This is a genomic window from Nocardioides sp. LS1, assembly GCF_003865225.1.
GTDB classification, from domain to species: domain Bacteria; phylum Actinomycetota; class Actinomycetes; order Propionibacteriales; family Nocardioidaceae; genus Nocardioides; species Nocardioides ginsengisegetis.
This window is the reverse complement of sequence record NZ_BIFF01000002.1, coordinates 1,012,047-1,032,188: the sequence shown is the minus strand read 5'-3', so window position 1 is coordinate 1,032,188 and position 20,142 is coordinate 1,012,047. Positions and strand designations below refer to the sequence as shown.

At 71.9% G+C, this 20,142-nt stretch carries 20 protein-coding genes; 19 read left to right on the top strand and 1 reads right to left on the bottom strand.

Translation table 11 applies throughout. From position 1 onward, the window contains the following. Nucleotides 1–28 precede the first annotated feature (28 nt). The 9 genes from EJF31_RS09855 to EJF31_RS21820 all read left to right on the top strand — a co-directional run bounded on the left by EJF31_RS09855 (nt 29) and on the right by EJF31_RS21820 (nt 8,618). The gene (locus tag EJF31_RS09855; protein WP_125036886.1) at nt 29–1,480 is read left to right on the top strand and encodes an MDR family MFS transporter; all 1,452 of its coding nucleotides are present in this window, start codon (nt 29–31) and stop codon (nt 1,478–1,480) included. A gap of 39 nt (nt 1,481–1,519) precedes the next feature. After that, nucleotides 1,520–2,836, top strand: a complete 1,317-nt coding sequence (locus EJF31_RS09850) for a serpin family protein (RefSeq protein WP_125036885.1) — start codon at nt 1,520–1,522, stop codon at nt 2,834–2,836. A 53-nt stretch (nt 2,837–2,889) separates the two neighbouring features. Beyond that, complete coding sequence (locus tag EJF31_RS09845; protein ID WP_125036884.1) at nt 2,890–4,035, top strand: acyl-CoA dehydrogenase family protein; 1,146 nt, start codon at nt 2,890–2,892, stop codon at nt 4,033–4,035. Between the two features lie 74 nt (nt 4,036–4,109). Then, complete coding sequence (locus tag EJF31_RS09840) at nt 4,110–4,853, top strand: VIT family protein (RefSeq protein WP_373994698.1); 744 nt, start codon at nt 4,110–4,112, stop codon at nt 4,851–4,853. After that, the gene (gene thpR / locus EJF31_RS09835; protein ID WP_260430747.1) at nt 4,850–5,428 is read left to right on the top strand and encodes an RNA 2',3'-cyclic phosphodiesterase; all 579 of its coding nucleotides are present in this window, start codon (nt 4,850–4,852) and stop codon (nt 5,426–5,428) included. The genes EJF31_RS09840 and thpR overlap by 4 nt, the downstream gene beginning before the upstream one ends. 73 nt (nt 5,429–5,501) lie before the next feature. Continuing rightward, nucleotides 5,502–6,647 (top strand): Re/Si-specific NAD(P)(+) transhydrogenase subunit alpha, encoded by a 1,146-nt coding sequence (locus tag EJF31_RS09830; RefSeq protein ID WP_125036883.1) that lies wholly within the window; start codon nt 5,502–5,504, stop codon nt 6,645–6,647. After that, entirely contained in the window at nt 6,644–6,970 is a 327-nt protein-coding gene (locus EJF31_RS09825; protein WP_125036882.1) for an NAD(P) transhydrogenase subunit alpha, read from the top strand. Before EJF31_RS09830 ends, EJF31_RS09825 begins: the two co-directional genes overlap by 4 nt. Then, nucleotides 6,967–8,349 carry an NAD(P)(+) transhydrogenase (Re/Si-specific) subunit beta gene (locus tag EJF31_RS09820; RefSeq protein ID WP_125036881.1) on the top strand — a complete coding sequence of 461 codons (1,383 nt, stop codon included), beginning with the start codon at nt 6,967–6,969 and terminating at the stop codon, nt 8,347–8,349. The genes EJF31_RS09825 and EJF31_RS09820 overlap by 4 nt, the downstream gene beginning before the upstream one ends. 98 nt (nt 8,350–8,447) lie before the next feature. Further along, nucleotides 8,448–8,618 carry a hypothetical protein gene (locus tag EJF31_RS21820; protein WP_182541129.1) on the top strand — a complete coding sequence of 57 codons (171 nt, stop codon included), beginning with the start codon at nt 8,448–8,450 and terminating at the stop codon, nt 8,616–8,618. A 115-nt stretch (nt 8,619–8,733) separates the two neighbouring features. Here the strand turns inward: EJF31_RS21820 and upp are convergent, their stop codons facing one another. Continuing rightward, nucleotides 8,734–9,375 carry a uracil phosphoribosyltransferase gene (gene upp / locus EJF31_RS09815; protein WP_125036880.1) on the bottom strand — a complete coding sequence of 214 codons (642 nt, stop codon included), beginning with the start codon at nt 9,373–9,375 and terminating at the stop codon, nt 8,734–8,736. A 149-nt stretch (nt 9,376–9,524) separates the two neighbouring features. Here upp and EJF31_RS09810 point away from each other — a divergent pair, with 149 nt between their 5' ends. From EJF31_RS09810 to EJF31_RS09765, 10 genes are all read left to right on the top strand, one after another. Beyond that, entirely contained in the window at nt 9,525–10,010 is a 486-nt protein-coding gene (locus EJF31_RS09810) for a tRNA adenosine deaminase-associated protein (RefSeq protein ID WP_125036879.1), read from the top strand. A 20-nt stretch (nt 10,011–10,030) separates the two neighbouring features. Next, a complete protein-coding gene (locus EJF31_RS09805) occupies nt 10,031–10,465 on the top strand; it encodes a nucleoside deaminase (protein WP_125037721.1) in 435 nt (144 codons plus the stop codon). A gap of 79 nt (nt 10,466–10,544) precedes the next feature. Beyond that, nucleotides 10,545–13,211 carry a family 78 glycoside hydrolase catalytic domain gene (locus EJF31_RS09800; RefSeq protein ID WP_125036878.1) on the top strand — a complete coding sequence of 889 codons (2,667 nt, stop codon included), beginning with the start codon at nt 10,545–10,547 and terminating at the stop codon, nt 13,209–13,211. 71 nt (nt 13,212–13,282) lie between these two features. Continuing rightward, nucleotides 13,283–14,413 carry an FAD-dependent oxidoreductase gene (locus EJF31_RS09795; protein ID WP_125036877.1) on the top strand — a complete coding sequence of 377 codons (1,131 nt, stop codon included), beginning with the start codon at nt 13,283–13,285 and terminating at the stop codon, nt 14,411–14,413. A 49-nt stretch (nt 14,414–14,462) separates the two neighbouring features. Beyond that, nucleotides 14,463–15,404 carry a VOC family protein gene (locus EJF31_RS09790; RefSeq protein WP_125036876.1) on the top strand — a complete coding sequence of 314 codons (942 nt, stop codon included), beginning with the start codon at nt 14,463–14,465 and terminating at the stop codon, nt 15,402–15,404. A 14-nt stretch (nt 15,405–15,418) separates the two neighbouring features. Then, complete coding sequence (gene xylA, locus EJF31_RS09785) at nt 15,419–16,591, top strand: xylose isomerase (protein ID WP_125036875.1); 1,173 nt, start codon at nt 15,419–15,421, stop codon at nt 16,589–16,591. A gap of 10 nt (nt 16,592–16,601) precedes the next feature. After that, the gene (locus tag EJF31_RS09780; protein WP_125036874.1) at nt 16,602–17,891 is read left to right on the top strand and encodes a xylulokinase; all 1,290 of its coding nucleotides are present in this window, start codon (nt 16,602–16,604) and stop codon (nt 17,889–17,891) included. Between the two features lie 77 nt (nt 17,892–17,968). Beyond that, entirely contained in the window at nt 17,969–18,361 is a 393-nt protein-coding gene (locus tag EJF31_RS09775) for a DUF6379 domain-containing protein (protein ID WP_125036873.1), read from the top strand. Then, entirely contained in the window at nt 18,358–19,470 is a 1,113-nt protein-coding gene (locus EJF31_RS09770) for a sugar phosphate isomerase/epimerase (protein WP_125036872.1), read from the top strand. The genes EJF31_RS09775 and EJF31_RS09770 overlap by 4 nt, the downstream gene beginning before the upstream one ends. A gap of 9 nt (nt 19,471–19,479) precedes the next feature. Then, entirely contained in the window at nt 19,480–20,112 is a 633-nt protein-coding gene (locus EJF31_RS09765) for a TetR/AcrR family transcriptional regulator (RefSeq protein ID WP_125036871.1), read from the top strand. The last annotated feature ends 30 nt before the right edge of the window (nt 20,113–20,142 follow it).

Below are 20,142 nucleotides of genomic sequence, written 5' to 3'. Positions count from 1 at the left end.
CCTGCGCGGAGGCCCGGTTGGGCCGGGCATGACCGCCTCGGAGGAGCAGACCGCCATCACCCGCGCCAGCGTCGGCCTGCGCAGCGAGCGTGGCCCGGTGCTGCTGGCGGTGATGCTGAGCATCGGCCTGGTCGCCATCGACTCCACGATCCTGGCCACCGCCGTGCCCGCGGTCGTCGGCGACCTCGGCGGCTTCACGCAGTTCCCGTGGCTGTTCTCGGTCTACCTGCTGACCCAGGCGGTCGCGGTGCCCGTCTACGGCAAGGTCGCCGACCTCTTCGGCCGCAAGCCGGTGATGCTCCTCGGGATCGGGCTGTTCGTGGTCGGCTCGCTGCTGTGCGGCGTGGCCTGGGGGATGGGCTCGCTGATCGCCTTCCGCGCGATCCAGGGGCTCGGCGCCGGCGCCGTGCAGCCGATGGGCATGACCATCGTGGGCGACATCTACTCGATGGCCGAGCGCGCGAAGGTGCAGGGCTACATCGCCAGCGTCTGGGCCACGGCCTCGGTCGTCGGCCCGACCCTCGGCGGCGTCTTCTCCGACTACCTCACCTGGCGCTGGATCTTCTTCGTGAACCTGCCGATCGGCCTGGCCGCCGCGTGGATGATCATCCGCCGCTTCGACGAGCAGGTCGAGCGGCGCCCGCACCGCATCGACTACGCCGGCTCGGCGCTGCTCTCGGCCGGCGGCGTGCTGCTCCTGCTCGGCCTGCTCGAGGGCGGCGTCCGCTGGGCCTGGGCCTCCCCGGCCAGCCTGGCCGTGCTCGGGGCGGCGGTCGTGCTGCTCGTCGGCTTCGCGCTGGTCGAGCGCCGCGCCGCCGAGCCGGTGCTGCCGCCGTGGATCTTCCGCAACCGCGTCCTCAACGCGTCGTCGGCCGGGTCCCTGGTCGTGGGCGTGCTGATGCTCGGGCTCACGTCGTACGTCCCCCTCTATGCCCAGACCGTGCTCCACCACGACGCCGTCACCGCCGGCCTCGCGCTCGCCGCGATGACCATCGGCTGGCCGATCGCCGCGACCACCTCGGGACGCTTCTACCTCTCGGTCGGCTTCCGTGCGACGGCGCTGATGGGGGCGGCCTTCGCGGTCGCCGGCGCGGCGCTGCTGCTGACGGTCGACCCCGGCAGCTCGCTGGTGCACCTCGCGGCGCCGTGCTTCCTGATGGGGATCGGGTTCGGGTACGTCGCGAGCCCGGCCGTCGTGGCCGCCCAGTCGGCGGTGACCTGGAAGGACCGCGGCGTGGCCACGGCCGCCAACATGTTCGCCCGCTCGGTCGGCAGCGCGCTCGGCGTGGCCGCCTTCGGCGCGATCGCCAACGGCGTCGTCGCGGCCCGGGTCGCCGGCAAGGTCCCCGACCTCGAGCGGCTGCCCGCCTCGACCCTCGACCCCGCCATCCACGCGGTGTTCGTCGCCTCGGCGGTCTTCGCGCTGCTGCTCGTGGCCGTCGCGGTCGCGATGCCGCGGCGGGTCGAGCCCGCCACCTGAGGCCGGGAACCACCGTGGCGGCCGGTCCGTCCGACCGCTGTGGACCTGACTCGTCGCGACACCCTGCGCCTGGCCGTGCTGCTGGGCGCCCTCGTCCCGCTCGCCGCGTGTGACACCCGCGAGCCGTCGGTGCCGCCGACCCAGGGTCCGCTGCGGCTCGAGCTCGCCAGCTCCGGGCTGCGCCACCTGCCGGGTGACCCCGAGGCCGCGCCCGCGGCCGCGGCCTCGGTCCATGCCCTCGCCGCCGGGCTGTACGGCGCCCTGGCCGCCCAGCCCGGCAACATCGCGTTCAGCCCCTACTCGGTGGCCGTCGCCCTGACCATGACGGCCAACGGCGCCCACGGGCGGACGGCGCGCGAGATGCTCGACGTGCTCGGCGCCGCCGACCTCACCGCCCTGGACGAGGGCCTGGACGCGCTGACCCAGCAGGTCGAGGCGCTGGCCGGCCCCGTCGACGACGGCAGCCAGGACCCGCCCGAGATCGAGCTGTCCGCGGCCAACGCGGTCTTCGGCCAGCGCGACGTGCGCTGGGAGGGCGACTTCCTCGATGCCCTCGCCCGGTGGTTCGGCACCGGGATGCGGGTGGTCGACTACCAGCGCGACGCGGAGGGGGTGCGGCGGCTCATCAACGGGTGGACCTCCGACCAGACCCACGACCGGATCCCCGAGATCATCCCCGCGGGCGTCCTGGACCCGCTCACCCGGCTCGTCCTGGTCAACGCGCTCTACCTCAAGGCGCCGTGGGCCGAGCCGTTCATCAAGGAGCAGACCAAGGACCTCGCGTTCGGTCTTCCCGACGGCACCATGGTCGGGGTGCCGACCATGACCGCTGTGCTGGCCTCGACCGCACTGGGCAAAGGTGACGGCTGGCAGGCTGTGCGGATCCCGTACGCCGGCGGCGGGCTCGCCATGACGGTCGTGCTGCCTGACCGGGGCCGCCCGGCCGACGTACTCGCCCTGGTGGCGAGCGGCGGCCTCCCCGACATCCTGGGCTCCGTGGAGCACGCGTCGGTCGAGCTGTTCCTGCCGCGCTGGACCTTCCGCTCGACCAGCCCGCTGACGGACGTGCTGCCCGGCCTCGGCATGCCGACCGCCTTCGACCCCGACCGGGCCGACTTCTCCGGCATGACCAAGGACGCGCGGCTCTACATCTCGGAGGTCCTGCACGAGACGTTCGTCGCCGTCGACGAGGACGGCACCGAGGCGGCGGCCGCCACCGCGGTCGTGATGAGCGAGACCTCGGCGCTGCTCCCGGACACGACGATCTACGTGGACCGGCCGTTCCTCTTCGTCATCCACGACGTCGTCCACGGCACGCCGCTCTTCCTCGGACGGGTCGACGACCCGCGCGCGTGAGACGGGCCACGACGCCTGTTCGGCTCCGGTTACCCGGCAGTAGGATCGCGGCCATGAAGCGCGAGATCTACGACGAGGACCACGAGGCCTTCCGCAGCTCCGTCAAGGAGTTCCTGGACCGCGAGGTCGTGCCGCACCTCGAGGAGTACGAGCAGAACCACGGCCTGAGCCGCGACTTCTGGCTCGCCGCCGGCGCCCAGGGTTTCCTGGGCCTGGAGATCCCCGAGGAGTTCGGCGGGTCCGAGGCCGGCGACTACCGCTTCAATGCGGTGCTCACCGAGGAGCTGGCCAAGGTCAACATGACCCTGCCGAGCTGCGTGGGCATCCACGCCGACATCGTGGCGCCGTACCTCGTGCACCTGACCACCGACGAGCAGAAGAAGCGCTGGCTGCCGAAGTTCTGCAGCGGCGAGCTGCTCACCGGCATCGGCATGACCGAGCCCGGCGGGGGCTCCGACCTCGCCAACCTCAAGACCACCGCCGTCCGCGACGGCGACGACTGGGTCATCAACGGCTCCAAGACCTTCATCACCAACGGCGGCAGCGCCGACCTGATCGTGGTCGCCGCGCGCACCTCGCCGGAGAAGAAGGCCAAGGGCATCTCGCTGTTCGGCGTCGAGACCGACAAGGCCGGCTTCTCGGTCGGCCGGGTGCTCGACAAGGTCGGCCAGGACGAGTCCGACACCGCCGAGCTGGCCTTCGAGGACGTCCGGGTCAGCAACGACGACCTGATCGGCGAGCTCGACACCGGCTTCATCTCGATGATGCAGTTCCTGCCGCAGGAGCGCCTCGGCTCGGCGATCACCAACCTCGCCCACGCCGCGCAGATCCTCGAGGAGACCATCCAGTACGCCAAGGACCGCAAGGCCTTCGGCCAGGCGATCGGCAACTTCCAGCACAACCAGTTCCTGCTGGCCGAGCTGGTCACCCAGATCGAGGTCACCCAGGCCTTCGTCGACCTCTGCATCATGAAGCACACCCGCGGCGAGCTCACCCCCGTCGACGCCGCCAAGGCCAAGTGGTGGACCTCGCAGGTGCAGAACGACGTGCTCGACCACTGCGTCCAGCTGCACGGTGGCTACGGCTTCATGAACGAGTACCGCGTCGCCCGCGCCTGGCGGGACGCCCGCGTCACCAAGATCTGGGCCGGGTCGAACGAGATCATGAAGATGCTGATCGGGCGCGACCTGGGGCTCTGACCCCGCTCGCCCACCGGGCTGAGCCCAGCCTTCCCTTGCTTGCGGGGGACCGACACGGATCCGAGGATCTACCCATGACGATGGACACCGGCGACCTGCCCGACCTCGAGGTCGGCCCGCACGACGACGAGCCCCACGAGTCCGGTATCGGCAACCGCCTCAACTGGCTGCGGGCCGGCGTGCTCGGCGCCAACGACGGCATCGTGTCGACGGCCGGCATCGTGATGGGCGTGGCCGGCGCGACCAGCGACACCAACGCGATCCTGGTCGCCGGGGTGGCCGGCCTCTCGGCCGGCGCCCTGTCGATGGCGGCCGGCGAGTACGTCTCGGTCAGCACCCAGAGCGACTCGGAGAAGGCGCTGCTGGACAAGGAGCGCCGCGAGCTCGTCGAGGAGCCCGAGGAGGAGCTCGCCGAGCTGGCCGACATCTACGTCCAGAAGGGGCTCTCGGAGGAGCTCGCCATGCAGGTCGCGGTCGAGCTCACCGAGCACGACGCCCTCCGGGCGCACGCCGAGGCCGAGCTGAACATCGACCCCGACGACCTCACCAACCCCTGGCACGCCGCCTGGGCCTCGATGCTGGCGTTCACCGTCGGTGCCCTGCTGCCGCTGCTGACGATCACGCTCTTCCCGGACGGCTCGCGGGTGCCGGTGACGGTCGTCGCGGTCCTCATCGCCCTCGGCATCGCCGGCTGGATCAGCGCCAGGATGGGCTACGGCCCCTGGAGCCGCGCCGTGGTGCGCAACGTCGGCGGCGGTGCCTTCGCGATGGCCGTGACCTACGCGATCGGAGCGCTGCTCGGCACCCACGTGGGGTGACCCCCGCGATGAGGATGTTCGTGGCGCTGGTGCCGCCGGCCGAGGTGGTCGAGCACCTCGACGACTTCCTCGAGCCCCGGCGGGCCGCGGCCGACTTCCGGTGGGCCGCGCCCGAGCAGGTCCACGTCACGCTGGCGTTCCTGGCGCAGGTCGCCGACCGCCACCTCGACGAGCTGGTCGAGCGGCTGGGGCGCGCGGCGGGGCGCCGTACGCCGTTCGACGTGCGGATCGCCGGTGGCGGCGCCTTCCCCAACGTGGCGCGGGCCCGCGTCGTCTGGGCGGGGCTGGACCTCGACGAGCACGGGCGGACCGAGCTGGACCGGCTCGCGACCGGCGCCCGCGCCGCGGCGTCGCGGACCGGGATCGCCGTCGACGGGCAGCGGTTCCGCGCCCACCTGACCCTCGCCCGGCTGGGCCGGCCGGCGGAGGTGTCGGGCTGGGTGCGGCTGCTGGACGGCTACGCGGGGCCGGTCTGGCGGGCCGACCGGGTCGCCCTGGTGGCGTCGTACCTCGGCGAGGGACCGCGCGGCCGGCCGCGCCACGAGGTGGTCGAGGAGCTCCCGATCGGCGGCTGACTGTTGGATCCGTCACGACCACATCGGGTGAGATGCCTGTTCGGCATCCGGAATCTGGCCTAGGTTGCGACGCGTGAAGATCGCTGTAGCCAGGGAGACCCGTGACGGTGAGTCACGTGTCGCGATGGTGCCCGAGCTGGTCGGCAAGCTGACCGCGCTCGGGTACGACGTGGCCGTGGAGCCCGGAGCCGGACAGCCCGCCCTCATCGCCGACGACGACTACGAGCAGGCCGGCGCCACCGTCGAGGAGGGCGCGCTGCACGGCGCGGACCTCGTCGTGTCGGTGCAGCCGCTGAGCACCGCGACGATCCGGACGCTGCCCGCGGGCACCGCCACGATCTCGTTCCTGCCGACCAACCAGGAGCCGGACACCGTGCGCGACCTGCGCGACTGCGGGGTCACGGCGTTCGCGATGGAGCTGGTGCCGCGGATCTCGCGGGCGCAGTCGATGGACGCGCTGTCCTCGCAGGCGCTCGTGGCGGGCTACCGCTGCGCGATCGTCGCGGCGGGGATGCTGCGGCGCTTCTTCCCCCTCAACATGACCGCGGCGGGCACCGTCCCGCCGGCGGAGATCGTCGTGCTCGGCGCCGGTGTCGCGGGCCTGCAGGCGATCGCGACGGCCAAGCGGCTCGGTGCGGTCGTCTCGGCGTACGACGTCCGCGCGGCGGCCGCCGAGGAGATCCGGTCGATGGGCGCCAAGGCCATCGAGCTGGAGCTGGAGACGCTCGAGGGCGCCGGCGGCTACGCGCGGGAGATGACCGAGGACCGGGCGGCGCGCCAGCGCGAGCTGCTCACGCCGTACATCGCCAACGCCGACGCGCTCATCACGACCGCGGCCGTGCCCGGTCGGCAGGCGCCGATGCTGGTGACCGCGGAGATGGTCGAGCAGATGAAGCCCGGCTCCGTGGTCGTCGACCTGGCGGCCGAGACCGGCGGCAACGTCGAGGGCTCGGTGCCCGGCGAGGTGGTCCGGATCGGCAACGCCCAGGTGTGGGGCGGGCGCAACGTGCCCAGCCAGATGCCCGGGCCGGCCTCGAGGCTCTACGCCCAGAACGTCGTCAACCTCGTCACGCTGATGACGCGGACCGCCTCGGAGGAGCAGGACGCGGCGTTCGCGCCCGACTTCGAGGACGAGATCGTCGCGGGGTCGTGCGTGACCCACGACGGCACGATCCGGCACGAACCCACCCGACTGAACATCGAAGGGGCCCCCGAATGAGTGAGGCCGTCGTCTGGCTGACGATCTTCGTCCTGTCCGTCTTCGTCGGCATCGAGGTGATCTCCAAGGTCTCCTCGACGCTGCACACGCCGCTGATGTCCGGCGCCAACGCGATCCACGGGATCATCCTGCTCGGCGCGATCCTGGTCACCGGCGCGACCGACAACAACGTCGCGCTCGTCGTCGGCCTGGTCGCGATCGTGCTCGCCGCGGTCAACATGGTCGGCGGCTTCGTGGTCACCGACCGGATGCTGCAGATGTTCACGCGGAAGAAGCCCAAGGCTGCTGCCGCTCCCGCCTCCAGCGACGGGGGTGCCGCATGACGCCGACCTGGGTCCAGCTGACCTACCTCGCCTGCGCGGTCTGCTTCATCCTCGCGCTCAAGGGGCTGTCCGGGCCGAAGACCGCCCGCATCGGCAACATCATCGGCGCGGTTGCGGCCGTCGTCGCGGTGATCATCCCGTTCCTCTACCTCGACCTGAAGCACGTGCCGCTGATCCTGGTGGCGATCGCGCTCGGCACCGCCGGTGGTGTCCTCGGCGCGCAGCGCGTGCAGATGACCCAGATGCCGCAGATGGTGGCGCTGTTCAACGGCGTCGGCGGCGGCGCGGCCGCGCTGGTGGCGCTGCTGGAGCTGCGCGAGCTGGTGCCGGTCCAGGACTCGGTGAACTGGTTCGTGATCGTGGCGACCGCCTTCACGATCGCGGTCGGCTCGATCTCGTTCGCCGGCTCGATCGTCACGTTCGCCAAGCTCCAGGAGCTGATGACGTCGCGGCCCGTGGTCTTCCCCGGCCTGCGCTACGTCTTCCCGATCGCGCTGGCCTCCACGCTGGTGCTCTCGGTGCGGCTCGTCATCGACTCGCACGTCTGGCTCGGTGTCGTGCTGTGCCTGGTCGGCCTGCTGATCGGGCTGCTGCTCGTGCTGCCCGTCGGCGGCGCCGACGTACCGATCGTGATCTCGCTGCTCAACGCCTTCACCGGCCTCACGGTGGCGGCCGGCGGCTACGTGCTGTCCAACGTCGTGCTCCTCGTGGCCGGCACGCTCGTCGGTGCCTCGGGTACGTTCCTGACCCTGCTGATGGCCAAGGCCATGGGCCGCTCGGTCGCCAACATCCTCTTCGGCGCCCTCAAGGGCGGCTCGACCCTCGGCGCCGGCGTGGCCTCGGACCGTCCGGTCAAGTCGGCCGGGCCCGAGGACGTCGCGATCCTGCTGGGGTACGCCGACCGCGTGATCATCGTGCCCGGCTACGGCCTGGCCGTCGCGCAGGCCCAGCACACGCTCCGCGAGCTCGTCGACGTGCTGATCGCGCGCGGCACGAAGGTCGACTACGCCATCCACCCCGTCGCCGGCCGGATGCCTGGGCACATGAACGTGCTCCTCGCCGAGGCGCAGGTGCCCTACGAGCAGCTGATCGAGATGGACCACATCAACGGCGAGTTCAAGCACACCGACGTCGTGCTCGTCGTCGGCGCCAACGACGTGGTCAACCCGGCCGCCAAGACGACGCCCGGCGCCCCGATCTACGGCATGCCCATCCTCAACGCCGACGAGGCGCAGCAGATCGTCTTCATGAAGCGGTCGATGCGGCCGGGCTTCGCCGGCATCGAGAACGAGCTGCTCTTCGACCCGAAGACGACCCTGCTGTTCGGTGACGCCAAGGACTCGCTCGGCAAGCTGCTGAACTCCGTCAAGGCCCTCTGAGCCGGGTGCGGTTGGTTGCCGTTGGTGACCAAACGGCAACCAACCGCCCCGAAAACGTGCCGTTGGTGACCAAACGGCAGGTCGGGCGTTGACAGGGCATGACTGACGACGACGACCTGCGCCCCGGCCCGGACGGGCACCGGTACGACGCCCCCGAGTCCGACGAGACCCGGATCAACAAGGAGTGGGCCTACGCCGCGCTCGGCCTGCTGGTCCTGGTCATCCTGCTGCTGGTCGCGACCGGGACGGTCCAGGTCTTCCCGGGCTGACCGGGGTGTGTCGGGATCACCGGTTAACCGGTGATCCCTCCCGGGTGCGTGCGCAGGATCATCACGTCCCAGCGGGAAATGATGATCGTGCGCACGCAGAAGTGTGGGGCTGACCTCAGCCGGCGACGCCGTACAACCGGTCACCGGCGTCGCCGAGACCGGGCACGATGTAGCCCTTGTCGTTGAGCTTCTCGTCCATGGCGGCGGTCACGACGGTGACGGGCACGTCGAGCCCCTCCAGGTCCGCCTCGAGGCGGGCGCAGCCCTCGGGGGCGGCGAGCAGGCAGATCGCGGTGATGTGGTCGGCGCCCCGGTCGGTGAGGAACTTGATCGCCGCGGCGAGGGTGCCGCCGGTGGCCAGCATCGGGTCGAGGACGTAGCACTGGCGGCCGGACAGGTCGTCGGGCAGGCGCTCGGCGTACGTCGACGCCTCCAGCGTCTCCTCGTTGCGCACCATGCCGAGGAAGCCCACCTCGGCGGTCGGCAGCAGCCGCATCATCCCGTCGAGCATGCCCAGCCCGGCGCGCAGGATCGGCACGACCAGCGGCTTGGGCGTCGCCAGCTTCACGCCGGTGGTCGGGGCGACCGGGGTGTTGATCTGCGAGGGCTCGACGCGCACGTCGCGGGTCGCCTCGTAGGCCAGCAGCGTCACCAGCTCGTCGGCGAGGCGACGGAACGTCGGCGAGTCGGTGTTCTCGTCACGCAGGGCGGTGAGCTTGTGGGCCACGAGGGGGTGGTCGACGACGTGGGTGCGCATGGGCGAAACCCTAGTCCAGCCCGGCCGCACCCCCGACGCAGCGGTGGAGAATGCACCAGCCCGAAAGGGGCTTGGCCGCACGGATACGTTCTGACAGTCTGGAGACGTCCCCAACCCGAGGACACCAGTGCAGAGGGCGGAGGAGTGACATGTCCGACAGCATCGACGGAGTTGACTTCGCTCTCGCGGCCTACCGCGAGGAAGGCGTCTGGACGGTCCAGGAGCTCGCCCACGACGTGCTCGGTGACATCGACACGCTCTCCCACGCGCTGCGCCGGTTCCCCGGTGACGGCGGTGCGGTCGGGATGGTCGCCATCGACGAGGACTTCTTCCTGATCGTCCGGGTGGCCGGGTCCAGCACCCGCGTCCTGCTCTCCGACATCACCGCCGCCGACGAGTGGGAGCTCGCCGCCTCGGCGATCGCCTTCCTGGGCCTCCCCGAGCCGGAGGACGAGGACGACCAGGTCCCCGCCGGCGACCTCGACCTGCTCGGCGACCTCGGCATGCACGCCATGGACCTCGGCGTGCTGCTCGACGACTTCGACCTCTACCCCGACGAGATGCTCTCCGACGTGGCCCGGCGCCTCGGCTTCGGTGAGCTCTTCGACGACGCGGTCGGCCTCACCAACGCGTGACGGGTCCCTGGCGCGAGCCGATGCTCGCCGCCCTCGACGAGGCGCGCGCCGCCCTCGCCACCGGTGACGTCCCGATCGGCGCGGTCGTCCTCGACCCCGCCGGAGCGGTGATCGGCACCGGCCGTAACGTCCGCGAGGCCGACGCCGACCCCACCGGCCACGCCGAGGTCGTCGCGCTGCGGGCCGCCGCGAAGGCTCGCGGCGAGTGGCGCCTCGAGGGCTGCACGCTCGTCGTCACCCTCGAGCCCTGCACGATGTGCGCCGGCGCCGCCGTCCTCGCCCGGGTCGAGCGCGTCGTCTTCGGTGCGTACGACGAGAAGGCCGGTGCCGTCGGCAGCCTCTGGGACGTCGTGCGCGACCGTCGGCTCAACCACCGGCCCGAGGTGGTCTCCGGGGTGCTCGCCGCCGAGTCGGCCGCGCTCCTCGACGGCTTCTTCCGCGACCAGCGCGCCTGACCCCCGCATCGCCGCGGCCGATACCTGTCGTCCGTCCTGGTGATTGGTGCCGGTCCCGGCCCGGGCCGAGGCTGGTCCCATGCGCGTACGTGTGGAGCACCTCGACGAGACCACCGGCATCGGCGACCGCCGCCCCCGGCTGTCCTGGACCCTGCCGGCCGGGGTCTCCGAGCAGAAGGCCTACGAGCTCGAGCTCGACGACGGCACCAGCACGGGACGCGTCGACACCCCCGACAACGTGCTGGTCCCGTGGCCGGGTCGTCCGTTGCGGTCGCGGGAGCGCCGTACCGTCCGCGTGCGTGTGTGGACCGACCAGGGCGACCTCGGCTGGTCGGAGGAGACCGTCCTGGAGGCCGGCCTGCTCGAGCCCGGCGACTGGGAGGCCGGCTGGGTGCGCCCCGCCGAGGACGCCATCGCGGAGCCCGGCTTCCGGCCCGTCCACCTGCTCCGCGGCGAGCTCGAGATCGACAAGCCCGTCACCCGCGCCCGCCTCTACGCCAGCGCCCACGGCGTCTACGAGCCCTGGCTCAACGGCCACCGCGTCGGCGACATCGAGCTGGCGCCCGGCTTCACGGAGTACCACCACCGCCTCCAGGTCCAGACGTACGACGTCACGCAGCTCGTCCGCGAAGGCGTCAACGTGCTGGGCGCGATGCTGGCCGACGGCTGGTTCCGCGGCGAGGTCGGGGTGCTCCGCTCGTTCGACCAGTTCGGCGAGCGCACCGCCTTCCTCGCGCAGCTCGTCGTCGACCACCCGGACGGCTCGGTCACCGTGCTCGGCACCGGCCCCGGCTGGTCGAGCGCCCTGTCGCACGTCACCGCCGGCGACCTGATCGAGGGCCAGGCCGAGGACCGGCGGCTGGTCCGGCACGGCTGGTCCGAGCCGGGCCACGACGGAGCAGGCTGGGCGCCGGTCACCCACGCCGACCTCGGCCACGACCAGCTCGTCGCGTCGCCGGCCCCGCCGGTGCGCGTGGTCCAGGAGATCCGGCCGCGCTCGGTGGCCACCCTCGGCCCCGGCCACCAGGTCTTCGACCTCGGCCAGAACATCAACGGCCGGGTCCGGCTGCGCGACCTCGGCCCGGAGGACACCACGCTCGTCCTCACCCACGGCGAGTGGCTCGGCCCCGACGGCGACGTCACCACCGAGCACCTCAAGCCCACCGACATGCCGTTCCTCGACCGCGAGCTCCGCGCCGGCATGGTCGACACCGTCGTCTCCGCCGGCACGCCCGGCGACGAGTTCGACCCGCGCTTCACCACCCACGGCTTCCAGTACGTCCGCGTCGAGGGCCACCCCGGCAAGCTGACCGCCAACGACCTGACCGGGCTGGTCGTGCACACCGACCTCCGGCGTACCGGCTCCTTCACCTGCAGCGACCCGCGCGTCAACGCCCTGCACGAGGCGGCCGTGTGGAGCTTCCGTGGCAACGCCTGCGACATCCCCACCGACTGCCCGACCCGCGAGCGCGCCGGCTGGACCGGCGACTGGCAGCTCTACGTGCCGATCGCGTCGTTCCTCTACGACGTCGCCGGCTTCTCCACCAAGTGGCTGCGCGACCTGGCCGTCGGCCAGTGGGACAACGGTGTGGTCGGCAACATGGTGCCGATGCCGCCCGCCGAGGCTGCCGGCTTCTTCCAGGCCCTCAACGGCTCGGCCGGCTGGGGCGACGCGGCGGTGCTGGTGCCGTGGGAGCTCTACCAGGAGTACGGCGACGTCCGCGTGCTCGAGGAGCAGTGGCCCTCGATGGTGGCCTGGCTGGGCTTCGTCGAGCGCACCGCGGCCGAGCAGCGCCACCCCGACCGGGTCGCGGCCCGGCCCGACCCCGCCCCGCACGAGCGGCACCTCTGGGACGCCGGCTTCCACTGGGGCGAGTGGCTGGTGCCGGGGGAGGACCTCAGCGACTTCGGCGCGTTCCGGGCGAAGGACAAGTCCGACGTCGCCACGGCGTACTTCGCGCACACCGCGGCCCACGCCGCCCGTGTCGCGCGGGTGCTCGGCCGCGACGACGACGCGGTCCGCTATGCCCGCCTCGCCGGGGCGGTCGCGGACGCGTGGCGCCGGGAGTTCCTGGCCGACGGCACGATCACGCCGGAGAACCAGGCCAACCTGGTGCGGGCGCTGACGTTCGGGCTGGTCCCCGCGGAGCAGCGAGCCGCGACGGCCGACCGGCTCGCCACCCTCGTGCGCGACACCGGCACCCGCCTCGGCACCGGCTTCCTCGCCACCCCCGACCTGCTGCCGGTCCTCGCGGACCACGGCCACGCCGACCTCGCCTACGAGCTGCTGCTCCAGGACGCGCCGCCCTCGTGGATGGCGATGATCGACCGCGGCGCGACCACGGTGTGGGAGCGCTGGGAGGGCGTCGACGCCGACGGCGTGCCGCACGAGTCGCTCAACCACTACTCCAAGGGCGCGGTGATCGGCTTCCTGCACCGCTACGTCGTCGGCCTCCAGCGGCTCGAGCCGACCTGGCGGACCTTCCGCGTCCGGCCGATGCCGGGGGGCGGGCTGACGTCGGCCAGCGCCGAGCACGAGAGCCCGCACGGCCGGGTCGCGGCCGCGTGGCGGATCGAGCACGACGAGCTGGTGCTCGACGTGACCGTGCCGGCCGGCTGCTCGGCCGAGGTCGTCCTGCCGGACGGTACGTCGACCACCGCCGGCCCGGGCGACCACCGGCTCCGCGCCACCGTCCCCGCGCGTGCGGGCGGATCGGGTGCGCTGATGACGAGCATCGACATCTAGGGGTTCCCGGCTCGCGTCACGGGGCGGAAAGTTGGCCGCCTCAGCCAACTGCCTGCCAAGGAGCCCGTGAGATGACTGCCGTCCGTTCCGTTCTCGTCATCGGTGCCGGCGCCGCCGGAACCGCGACGGCGATCCTGCTGGCCGAGGCGGGCGTCGCCGTCGACCTCGTGGACGTGAAGCCCGACGTGAGCGCACTCGGCTCCGGCATCACCCTGCAGGGCAACGCCCTACGGGTGTTCCGCCAGCTCGGCGTCTGGGACGAGATCGAGGCGAAGGGATACGCCTTCAACAGCCTCGGCATCCGCGCGCCCGACCCGAACGGCACCCTCGTCGCGGAGATCCCGGACGCCCGCACCGGCGGCGCCGACCTCCCCGCCACCGTCGGGATGTACCGCCCCGAGCTGGCCCGGATCCTCGTCGACCGGGCCACCGCGGCCGGCGCCAAGGTCCGGTTCGACACGGCCCCGGCCGCGCTCGTCCAGGACGACGACGGCGTGGACGTGACCTTCTCCGACGGGTCCTCCGGCCGCTACGACCTCGTCGTCGGCGCCGACGGCATCCGGTCCTGGACGCGGCACGCCCTCGGCATCGAGCTGGAGACGCGGAGCACCGGCATGGGCATCTGGCGGACCTTCGTGCCCCGGCCCGCGAGCGTCACCCGCACGGACCTCGTGTACGGCGGCCCGTGCTACATCGCCGGCTACTGCCCGACCGGCGAGGACACGATGTACGCCTACCTCGTGGAGGAGGCACAGGACCGGAGCGGGCTCTCGCCCGAGGACTCCCTCGCCGTGATGCGGGAGCTCTCGCAGGCCTACCACGGTCCCTGGGACGAGATCCGTGAGTCGCTCACGGACCCCTCGACCGTCAACTACACCTGGTTCGAGGAGCACGTGCTCCCCGCCCCCTGGAACCGCGGCCGCGTGGTCGTCATCGGCGACGCCGCCCACACCTGCCCGCCGACCCTGGCCCAGGGCGCGGCCCAGGCCCTCGAGGATGCCGCCGTGCTCAGCGAGCTGTTGCTGAGCCACGAGACGCTGGACGAGGAGCTGTGGAGCGAGTTCGAGGCCCGCCGTGTCCCGCGTGCGACCGAGGTGGTCGAGGCGTCGGTGCAGCTCGGCCAGTGGCTCCTCGACGGCGTGCAGGGCGACATGCCGGCGCTGATGGGGCGGATGGCGCAGCTCCTCACCCCGCCCGCCTGAACCCGGCCCGGGCCCCACCCCACCCGACTTCACAGACACGGAGCGAAGCGTGACCGACGAACGCCTGATCACCCACCTGCGGCATGTCGACCTGGCCGTCCCCGACTACGACAAGCAGCTGGAGTTCTACACCAGCACCTGGGGACTCTCGGCCGAGACCACCGACGACGGCATCGCCTTCCTGGCCGCCGAGGGCTCGCCGGAGCAGTACTCCGTCCGGCTCCGCAAGGACACCGAGAAGCGCCTCGACCTCATCTCCTTCGGCGCCGCCAGCGCCGCCGACGTGGACGCGATGGCCGAGCGGCTGGGCACGGCCGGCGTGCAGCTGGTCACCGAGCCCGGCGCGCTGCAGACACCCGGCGGCGGCTACGGCTTCCGCTTCTTCGACGTCGACGGCCGCACGGTCGAGGTGTCGAGCGACGTGGAGGTGCGACAGCACCGCAAGATCGAGGAGGGCGAGTCGATCCCGGTCAAGCTCTCCCACGTCGTCATCAACTCTCCCAACCCCGAGGCGACGGTGGCCTTCTACGAGAAGCACCTCTCCTTCGCCCTGTCGGACACGCTCATGTCGCCGCACATGGGCGAGGTCATGTGGTTCATGCGGACCAACCGCTACCACCACAGCCTCGCGGTGGCCCGCGGCCCGCACGTCTCCCTGCACCACGCGTCGTTCGAGATGCGCGGCATCGACGAGTACATGCGCGGCACCGGCAGGCTCCTGCGGGCCGGCGTCGAGAAGGTCTGGGGTCCCGGGCGCCACATGGCCGGCAACAACACCTTCAGCTACTTCCTCGACCCGCACGGCAACACGGTCGAGTACACGACCGAGCTCGAGGAGCTCGACGAGGACACCTGGCACCCGCACATCTACGACTTCTCGAACCCCGAGGTCACCGACCAGTGGGGCACCGCCAACCCGATGAGCGAGTTCGTGGCCAAGCAGTCGTTCAACGACCCCGACCGGGGCGTCTTCGTCGCCCCGCCCGTCTGAAAGGACCACCCGACATGACCCGACAGCCCACCCCCGAGGACAAGTTCTCGTTCGGTCTCTGGACCGTCGGGTGGCCGGGTGGCGACCCCTTCGGCTCGGCCACGCGCCCGGTCCTCGACCCCTGGGAGTACGCCGGCAGGCTGGCCGAGCTCGGCGCCTGGGGGATCACCTTCCACGACAACGACGTGTTCCCGTTCGACGCCGACGCCGCCACCAGGACCGACCGGGTGACGCGACTCCGGGACGCCTGCGACGCGGCCGGGCTCGTCATCGAGATGGTCACGACCAACACCTTCACCCACCCGGTGTTCAAGGACGGTGGCCTCACCTCCAACGACCGCGGCGTACGCCGCTTCGGGCTGCGCAAGATCCTCGAGGCCGTCGACCTGGCCGCGGAGGTCGGCGCGACGACCTTCGTGATGTGGGGCGGGCGTGAGGGCAGCGAGTACGACGCGTCGAAGGACGTGCACGCCGCCCACGAGCGCTACAAGGAGGGCCTCGACACGATCGCGGGCTACATCAAGTCCCAGGACTACGACCTGCGCATCGGCCTCGAGCCCAAGCCCAACGAGCCGCGGGGCGACATCTTCCTGCCGACCGTGGGCCACGCGCTCGCGCTGATCGCCGAGCTCGAGCACGGCGACATCGTGGGTCTCAACCCCGAGGTCGGCCACGAGCAGATGGCCAACCTCAACTACACGCACGCCCTCGGACAGGCCCTGTGGTGCGGCAAGCTCTTCCACATCGACCTCAACGGCCAGCGCGGCCTGAAGTACGACCAGGACCTCGCCTTCGGGCACGGCGACCTCATGTCGGCCTTCTTCACCGTCGACCTGCTCGAGAACGGGTTCCCCTCCGGTGGCCCGACCTACACCGGGCCGCGGCACTTCGACTACAAGCCCTCGCGCACCGAGCACCTCGAGGGGGTCTGGGAGTCGGCGAAGGCCAACATCGCGACCTACCTGATGCTCAAGGAGAAGGCGCTGGCCTTCCGGGCCGATCCCCGCGTCACCGAGGCGATGAGGTACGCCGGGGTCTTCGACCTCGCCGAGCCGACCGTCGCCGAGGGCGAGTCCCTCGAGGCGTTCCGCGCCACCGATGACGGCTTCGACCCCGAGAAGGCCTCGGAGCGCGACTTCGGGTTCGTCCGGCTCCAGCAGCTCGCGGTCGAGCACCTGATCGGCTGAGGACCGGTCCGTGCCCCTCGTCGCCGGTGTCGACTCCTCGACACAGTCCTGCAAGGTCGTCGTCGTCGACACCGACCGCGGCACCGTGGTCCGTGCCGGTTCGGCGCGGCACCCGGCCGGGAGCGAGGTCGTACCCGACGAGTGGTGGCGGGCTCTCCAGACAGCGATCGAGGAGGCCGGCGGCCTCGACGACGTGGCTGCACTGTCGGTCGCGGGTCAGCAGCACGGGATGGTCGCGCTCGACGAGGACGGGCGGGTCGTCCGGCCCGCGCTGCTCTGGAACGACAACCGGTCGGGCGGCGCCGCCGCCGGGCTCGTCGACGAGCTCGGCGCCGCCGCCTGGGCCACGGCCACCGGGCTGGTGCCGGTGGCGTCGTTCACCGTGAGCAAGCTGCGATGGCTCGCCGACCACGAGCCCGAGCACGCCGCCCGCGTCGCAGCCGTGGCGCTGCCGCACGACTGGCTGACCTGGAAGCTGCGGGGGACCGGTCGCCTGGAGGACCTGACCACCGACCGTTCCGACGCGTCGGGGACCGGCTACTTCGACCCCGTCACCAACGAGTACCGCCGGGACCTGCTGGCCCACGCCCTGCGCAGGGACGTCTCCGCGGCCGAGGAGATCGTGCTGCCGAGGGTGCTCGGGCCACGCGAGGCGATCGACGGCCCCCTGGTGCTCGGCCCCGGCTGCGGCGACAACGCCGGCGCGGCCCTCGGCCTCGGACTGGAGCCCGGGGACGTGATGCTGTCCATCGGCACGTCCGGGGTCGTGGCCGCCGTCTCGGCGACCCCGACGCGTGACGTGACCGGACTCGTGGCGGGCTTCGCCGACGCCACCGGCCACTACCTCCCGCTCGCCTGCACGCTCAACGGGTCCCGCGTCCTCGACTCCGCCGCCACCCTGCTGGGGGTCGACCACGCCGGGCTGGACGCGCTCGCGCTCGCGGCCGCACCCGGTTCCGGGGGGTTGCGGTACACGCCGTACCTCGAGGGCGAGCGCACGCCCAACCTGCCCGATGCCACCGGGACCCTCGAGCAGATGACGCTGGCGAACCTCACCCGGGAGAACGTCGCGCGTGCCGCGGTCGAGGGACTGCTGACCCTGATCCGCGGGGCGCTGGACGCGATCCGCGAGCAGGGGACTGCGGTCCGTTCGGTCACCATGGTCGGAGGCGGCTCGCAGTCGCGGGCGGTGCAGACCCTGGCGCCCGACCTCCTGGGCACGTCCGTCCGGGTCCCCGACTTCGCCGAGTACGTCGCCCTCGGGGCGGCCCGCCAGGCCCGGTCCCTCCTGGACGCCTGACCCATCGGGGTGGGCGATGCGGTGCATCAGCAAAGAGGACTGCCCAGCCCGCCACCGCGCTCCTAGTGTCCGGGACTGTGATCAACGACCGACTCATCGACCCCGACTCGCTGGTGATCCAGCCCGGCCGCGTCTCGCTCGACGTCCGGATCCCGTGGTACCGGGCCGTGCCCGCCTCGTGCATCCACGACGTCACCGTCCACGTCGACGGCCGGCCGGTGCCAGCTGACTCGATGCGGTTCGAGCTGAACGGTCGGGAGCGACGCCTCGCCGAGTTCCCCGAGCTCGTCGACGAGTCGTGGTTCACGACCGACTCCCTGAGGGTCACCGGCGACCTGGAGGTCGCCCCTGCCGACGACCACGACGTGCTCGTCAACCTCAAGCTGTACATCCCCTACATCGTCACCGCCCACGGTGTCCTGATGATCGACGAGTCGCTGGAGACGAAGATGGCTGGAGCAACGCGATGACCGGCCTCGGCAGCCCCATCCAGGGCGTGACCCTCTACAGCTTCACCCGTGCCTTCCACGGTCGCCAGTACGACCTCGAGGGACTCATCCGCAAGGTCGCCGCCGACGGCATGGGACCCGGCCTGGAGATCATCGGGTTCTCCAGCTTCCGCGGGTTCCCCCACATCGACGACGCGTTCGCCGACTGGTTCCAGGGGTTGGTGGCCGAGACCGGGCTGGTGCTGACCGCCTGCGCGGTCAACACCGACGTCGGCATCCGCCGCGACCGGCTCCTCACCGACGACGAGCTCATCGCCGCCATGGAGCTCCAGATCACGGCGGCCGCCAAGCTCGGCTTCCCCCTCGCCCGCGTCCAGATCTCGCTGACCCCGGACTCGATGGAGCGGCTCCTTCCCCTCGCGGAGCGGCTGGGCATCACGCTGGCCATCGAGGTGCACGCGCACCACCACGCGCGCCACGACCTGGTCCAGGCCTTGGTCGAGCGCTACGAGAAGCTCGACTCGCCCCTGCTCGGATTCGTCGCGGACTGGGGCACCACCACCTCGGGGCTCGCTCCGTCGATGGTCGAGGCCTACCGACGACGAGGGGCCTCGCCGGAGTTCCTGGCCGCGGCAGATGCCTTGTGGAACCAGTACTACGACGAGGGCCCGCCGGTGGACGACGCCTCGCACGGAGGACGGTTCGGTTCCTTCATCGGGCTCGCCGCCCAGCACGGATCCCCCGAGCTGGGCATCGACCTCGCCATCAACGCGACCGGCCTCTTCGGCCCCGCGCGGGTGGAGTCGTGGCGCGAGCTGATGCCGTGGGTGCGCCACTCCCACGGCAAGTTCTTCGGCATCGACGCTGCCGGCGAGGAGCCGTCGGTCCCGGTGCGCGACATCATCGCGCTGCTCGTCGAGTCCGGCTACGACGGCGCCGTCTCCAGCGAGTACGAGGGCTGGCACTGGAACTACTGGGACGACGCCTTCGGGATCATCGCCGGCGAGCAGGCCCTGCAGCGCGACGCGGCCAGGGCTGCCGGGTCCCAGATGGTCGTCGATCCCGAGCGCGCCCGCACCCAGCTCGAGCGACACTTCGGACGGTCCCTGAGCGCCCGACCGTCGCCGTAGGCTCGACCCGTGAACAGCAGCCCGCTCGTCCGTGAGCCCCAGCAGGCGCGCAGCCGCAAGTCCTTCGACCGCGCCCTCGACGCGGCGATCGGCCTGCTCGTCGAGCGGGGGTCCGCGGCGTTCACCCTGCTCGAGGTCGCCCAGGCCGCGGGGGTGTCGACCGGCTCCATCTACGGCCGGGTGTCGAGCAAGGACGACCTGATCCGGGTCGCCCACGCGCGCGAGATGGAGCGCATCGCCCTCGAGACCACCGAGTCCTTCGCGGCCGCACCGCGGGACGGGGACGATCCCCAACGCGTGGTGTTCGCCGTGACCGCCCTGGCGAGCCTGCTGCGCGACAACGCCCCGGTGCTCTCCCCCTTCATGCTGCTCGCGCACCACGACCAGGTCATCGCCACCTCGGGCAAGGCCGCCTACGACGAGATGACCCGGCAGTTCGAGGCTGCCCTCCTGGGCAGCAGCCCGGCCACCGGCGGCCGCCGTGAGTCGGTCCGCTGGGCGTGCACCGTCGCCTACAGCGTGCTGGCGCGACAGCTCGCGCTCGGGAGCGACCCCGGCGCCGCCGCGGACTACGAGCTGGCCCAGGTCGTCAGCCGGTTGACCTCCATGATCTCGGCCTACCTGGCCTCCCCGGAGTCGTGAGACGGGCATCACCTCGGTCGATGGAGCGCA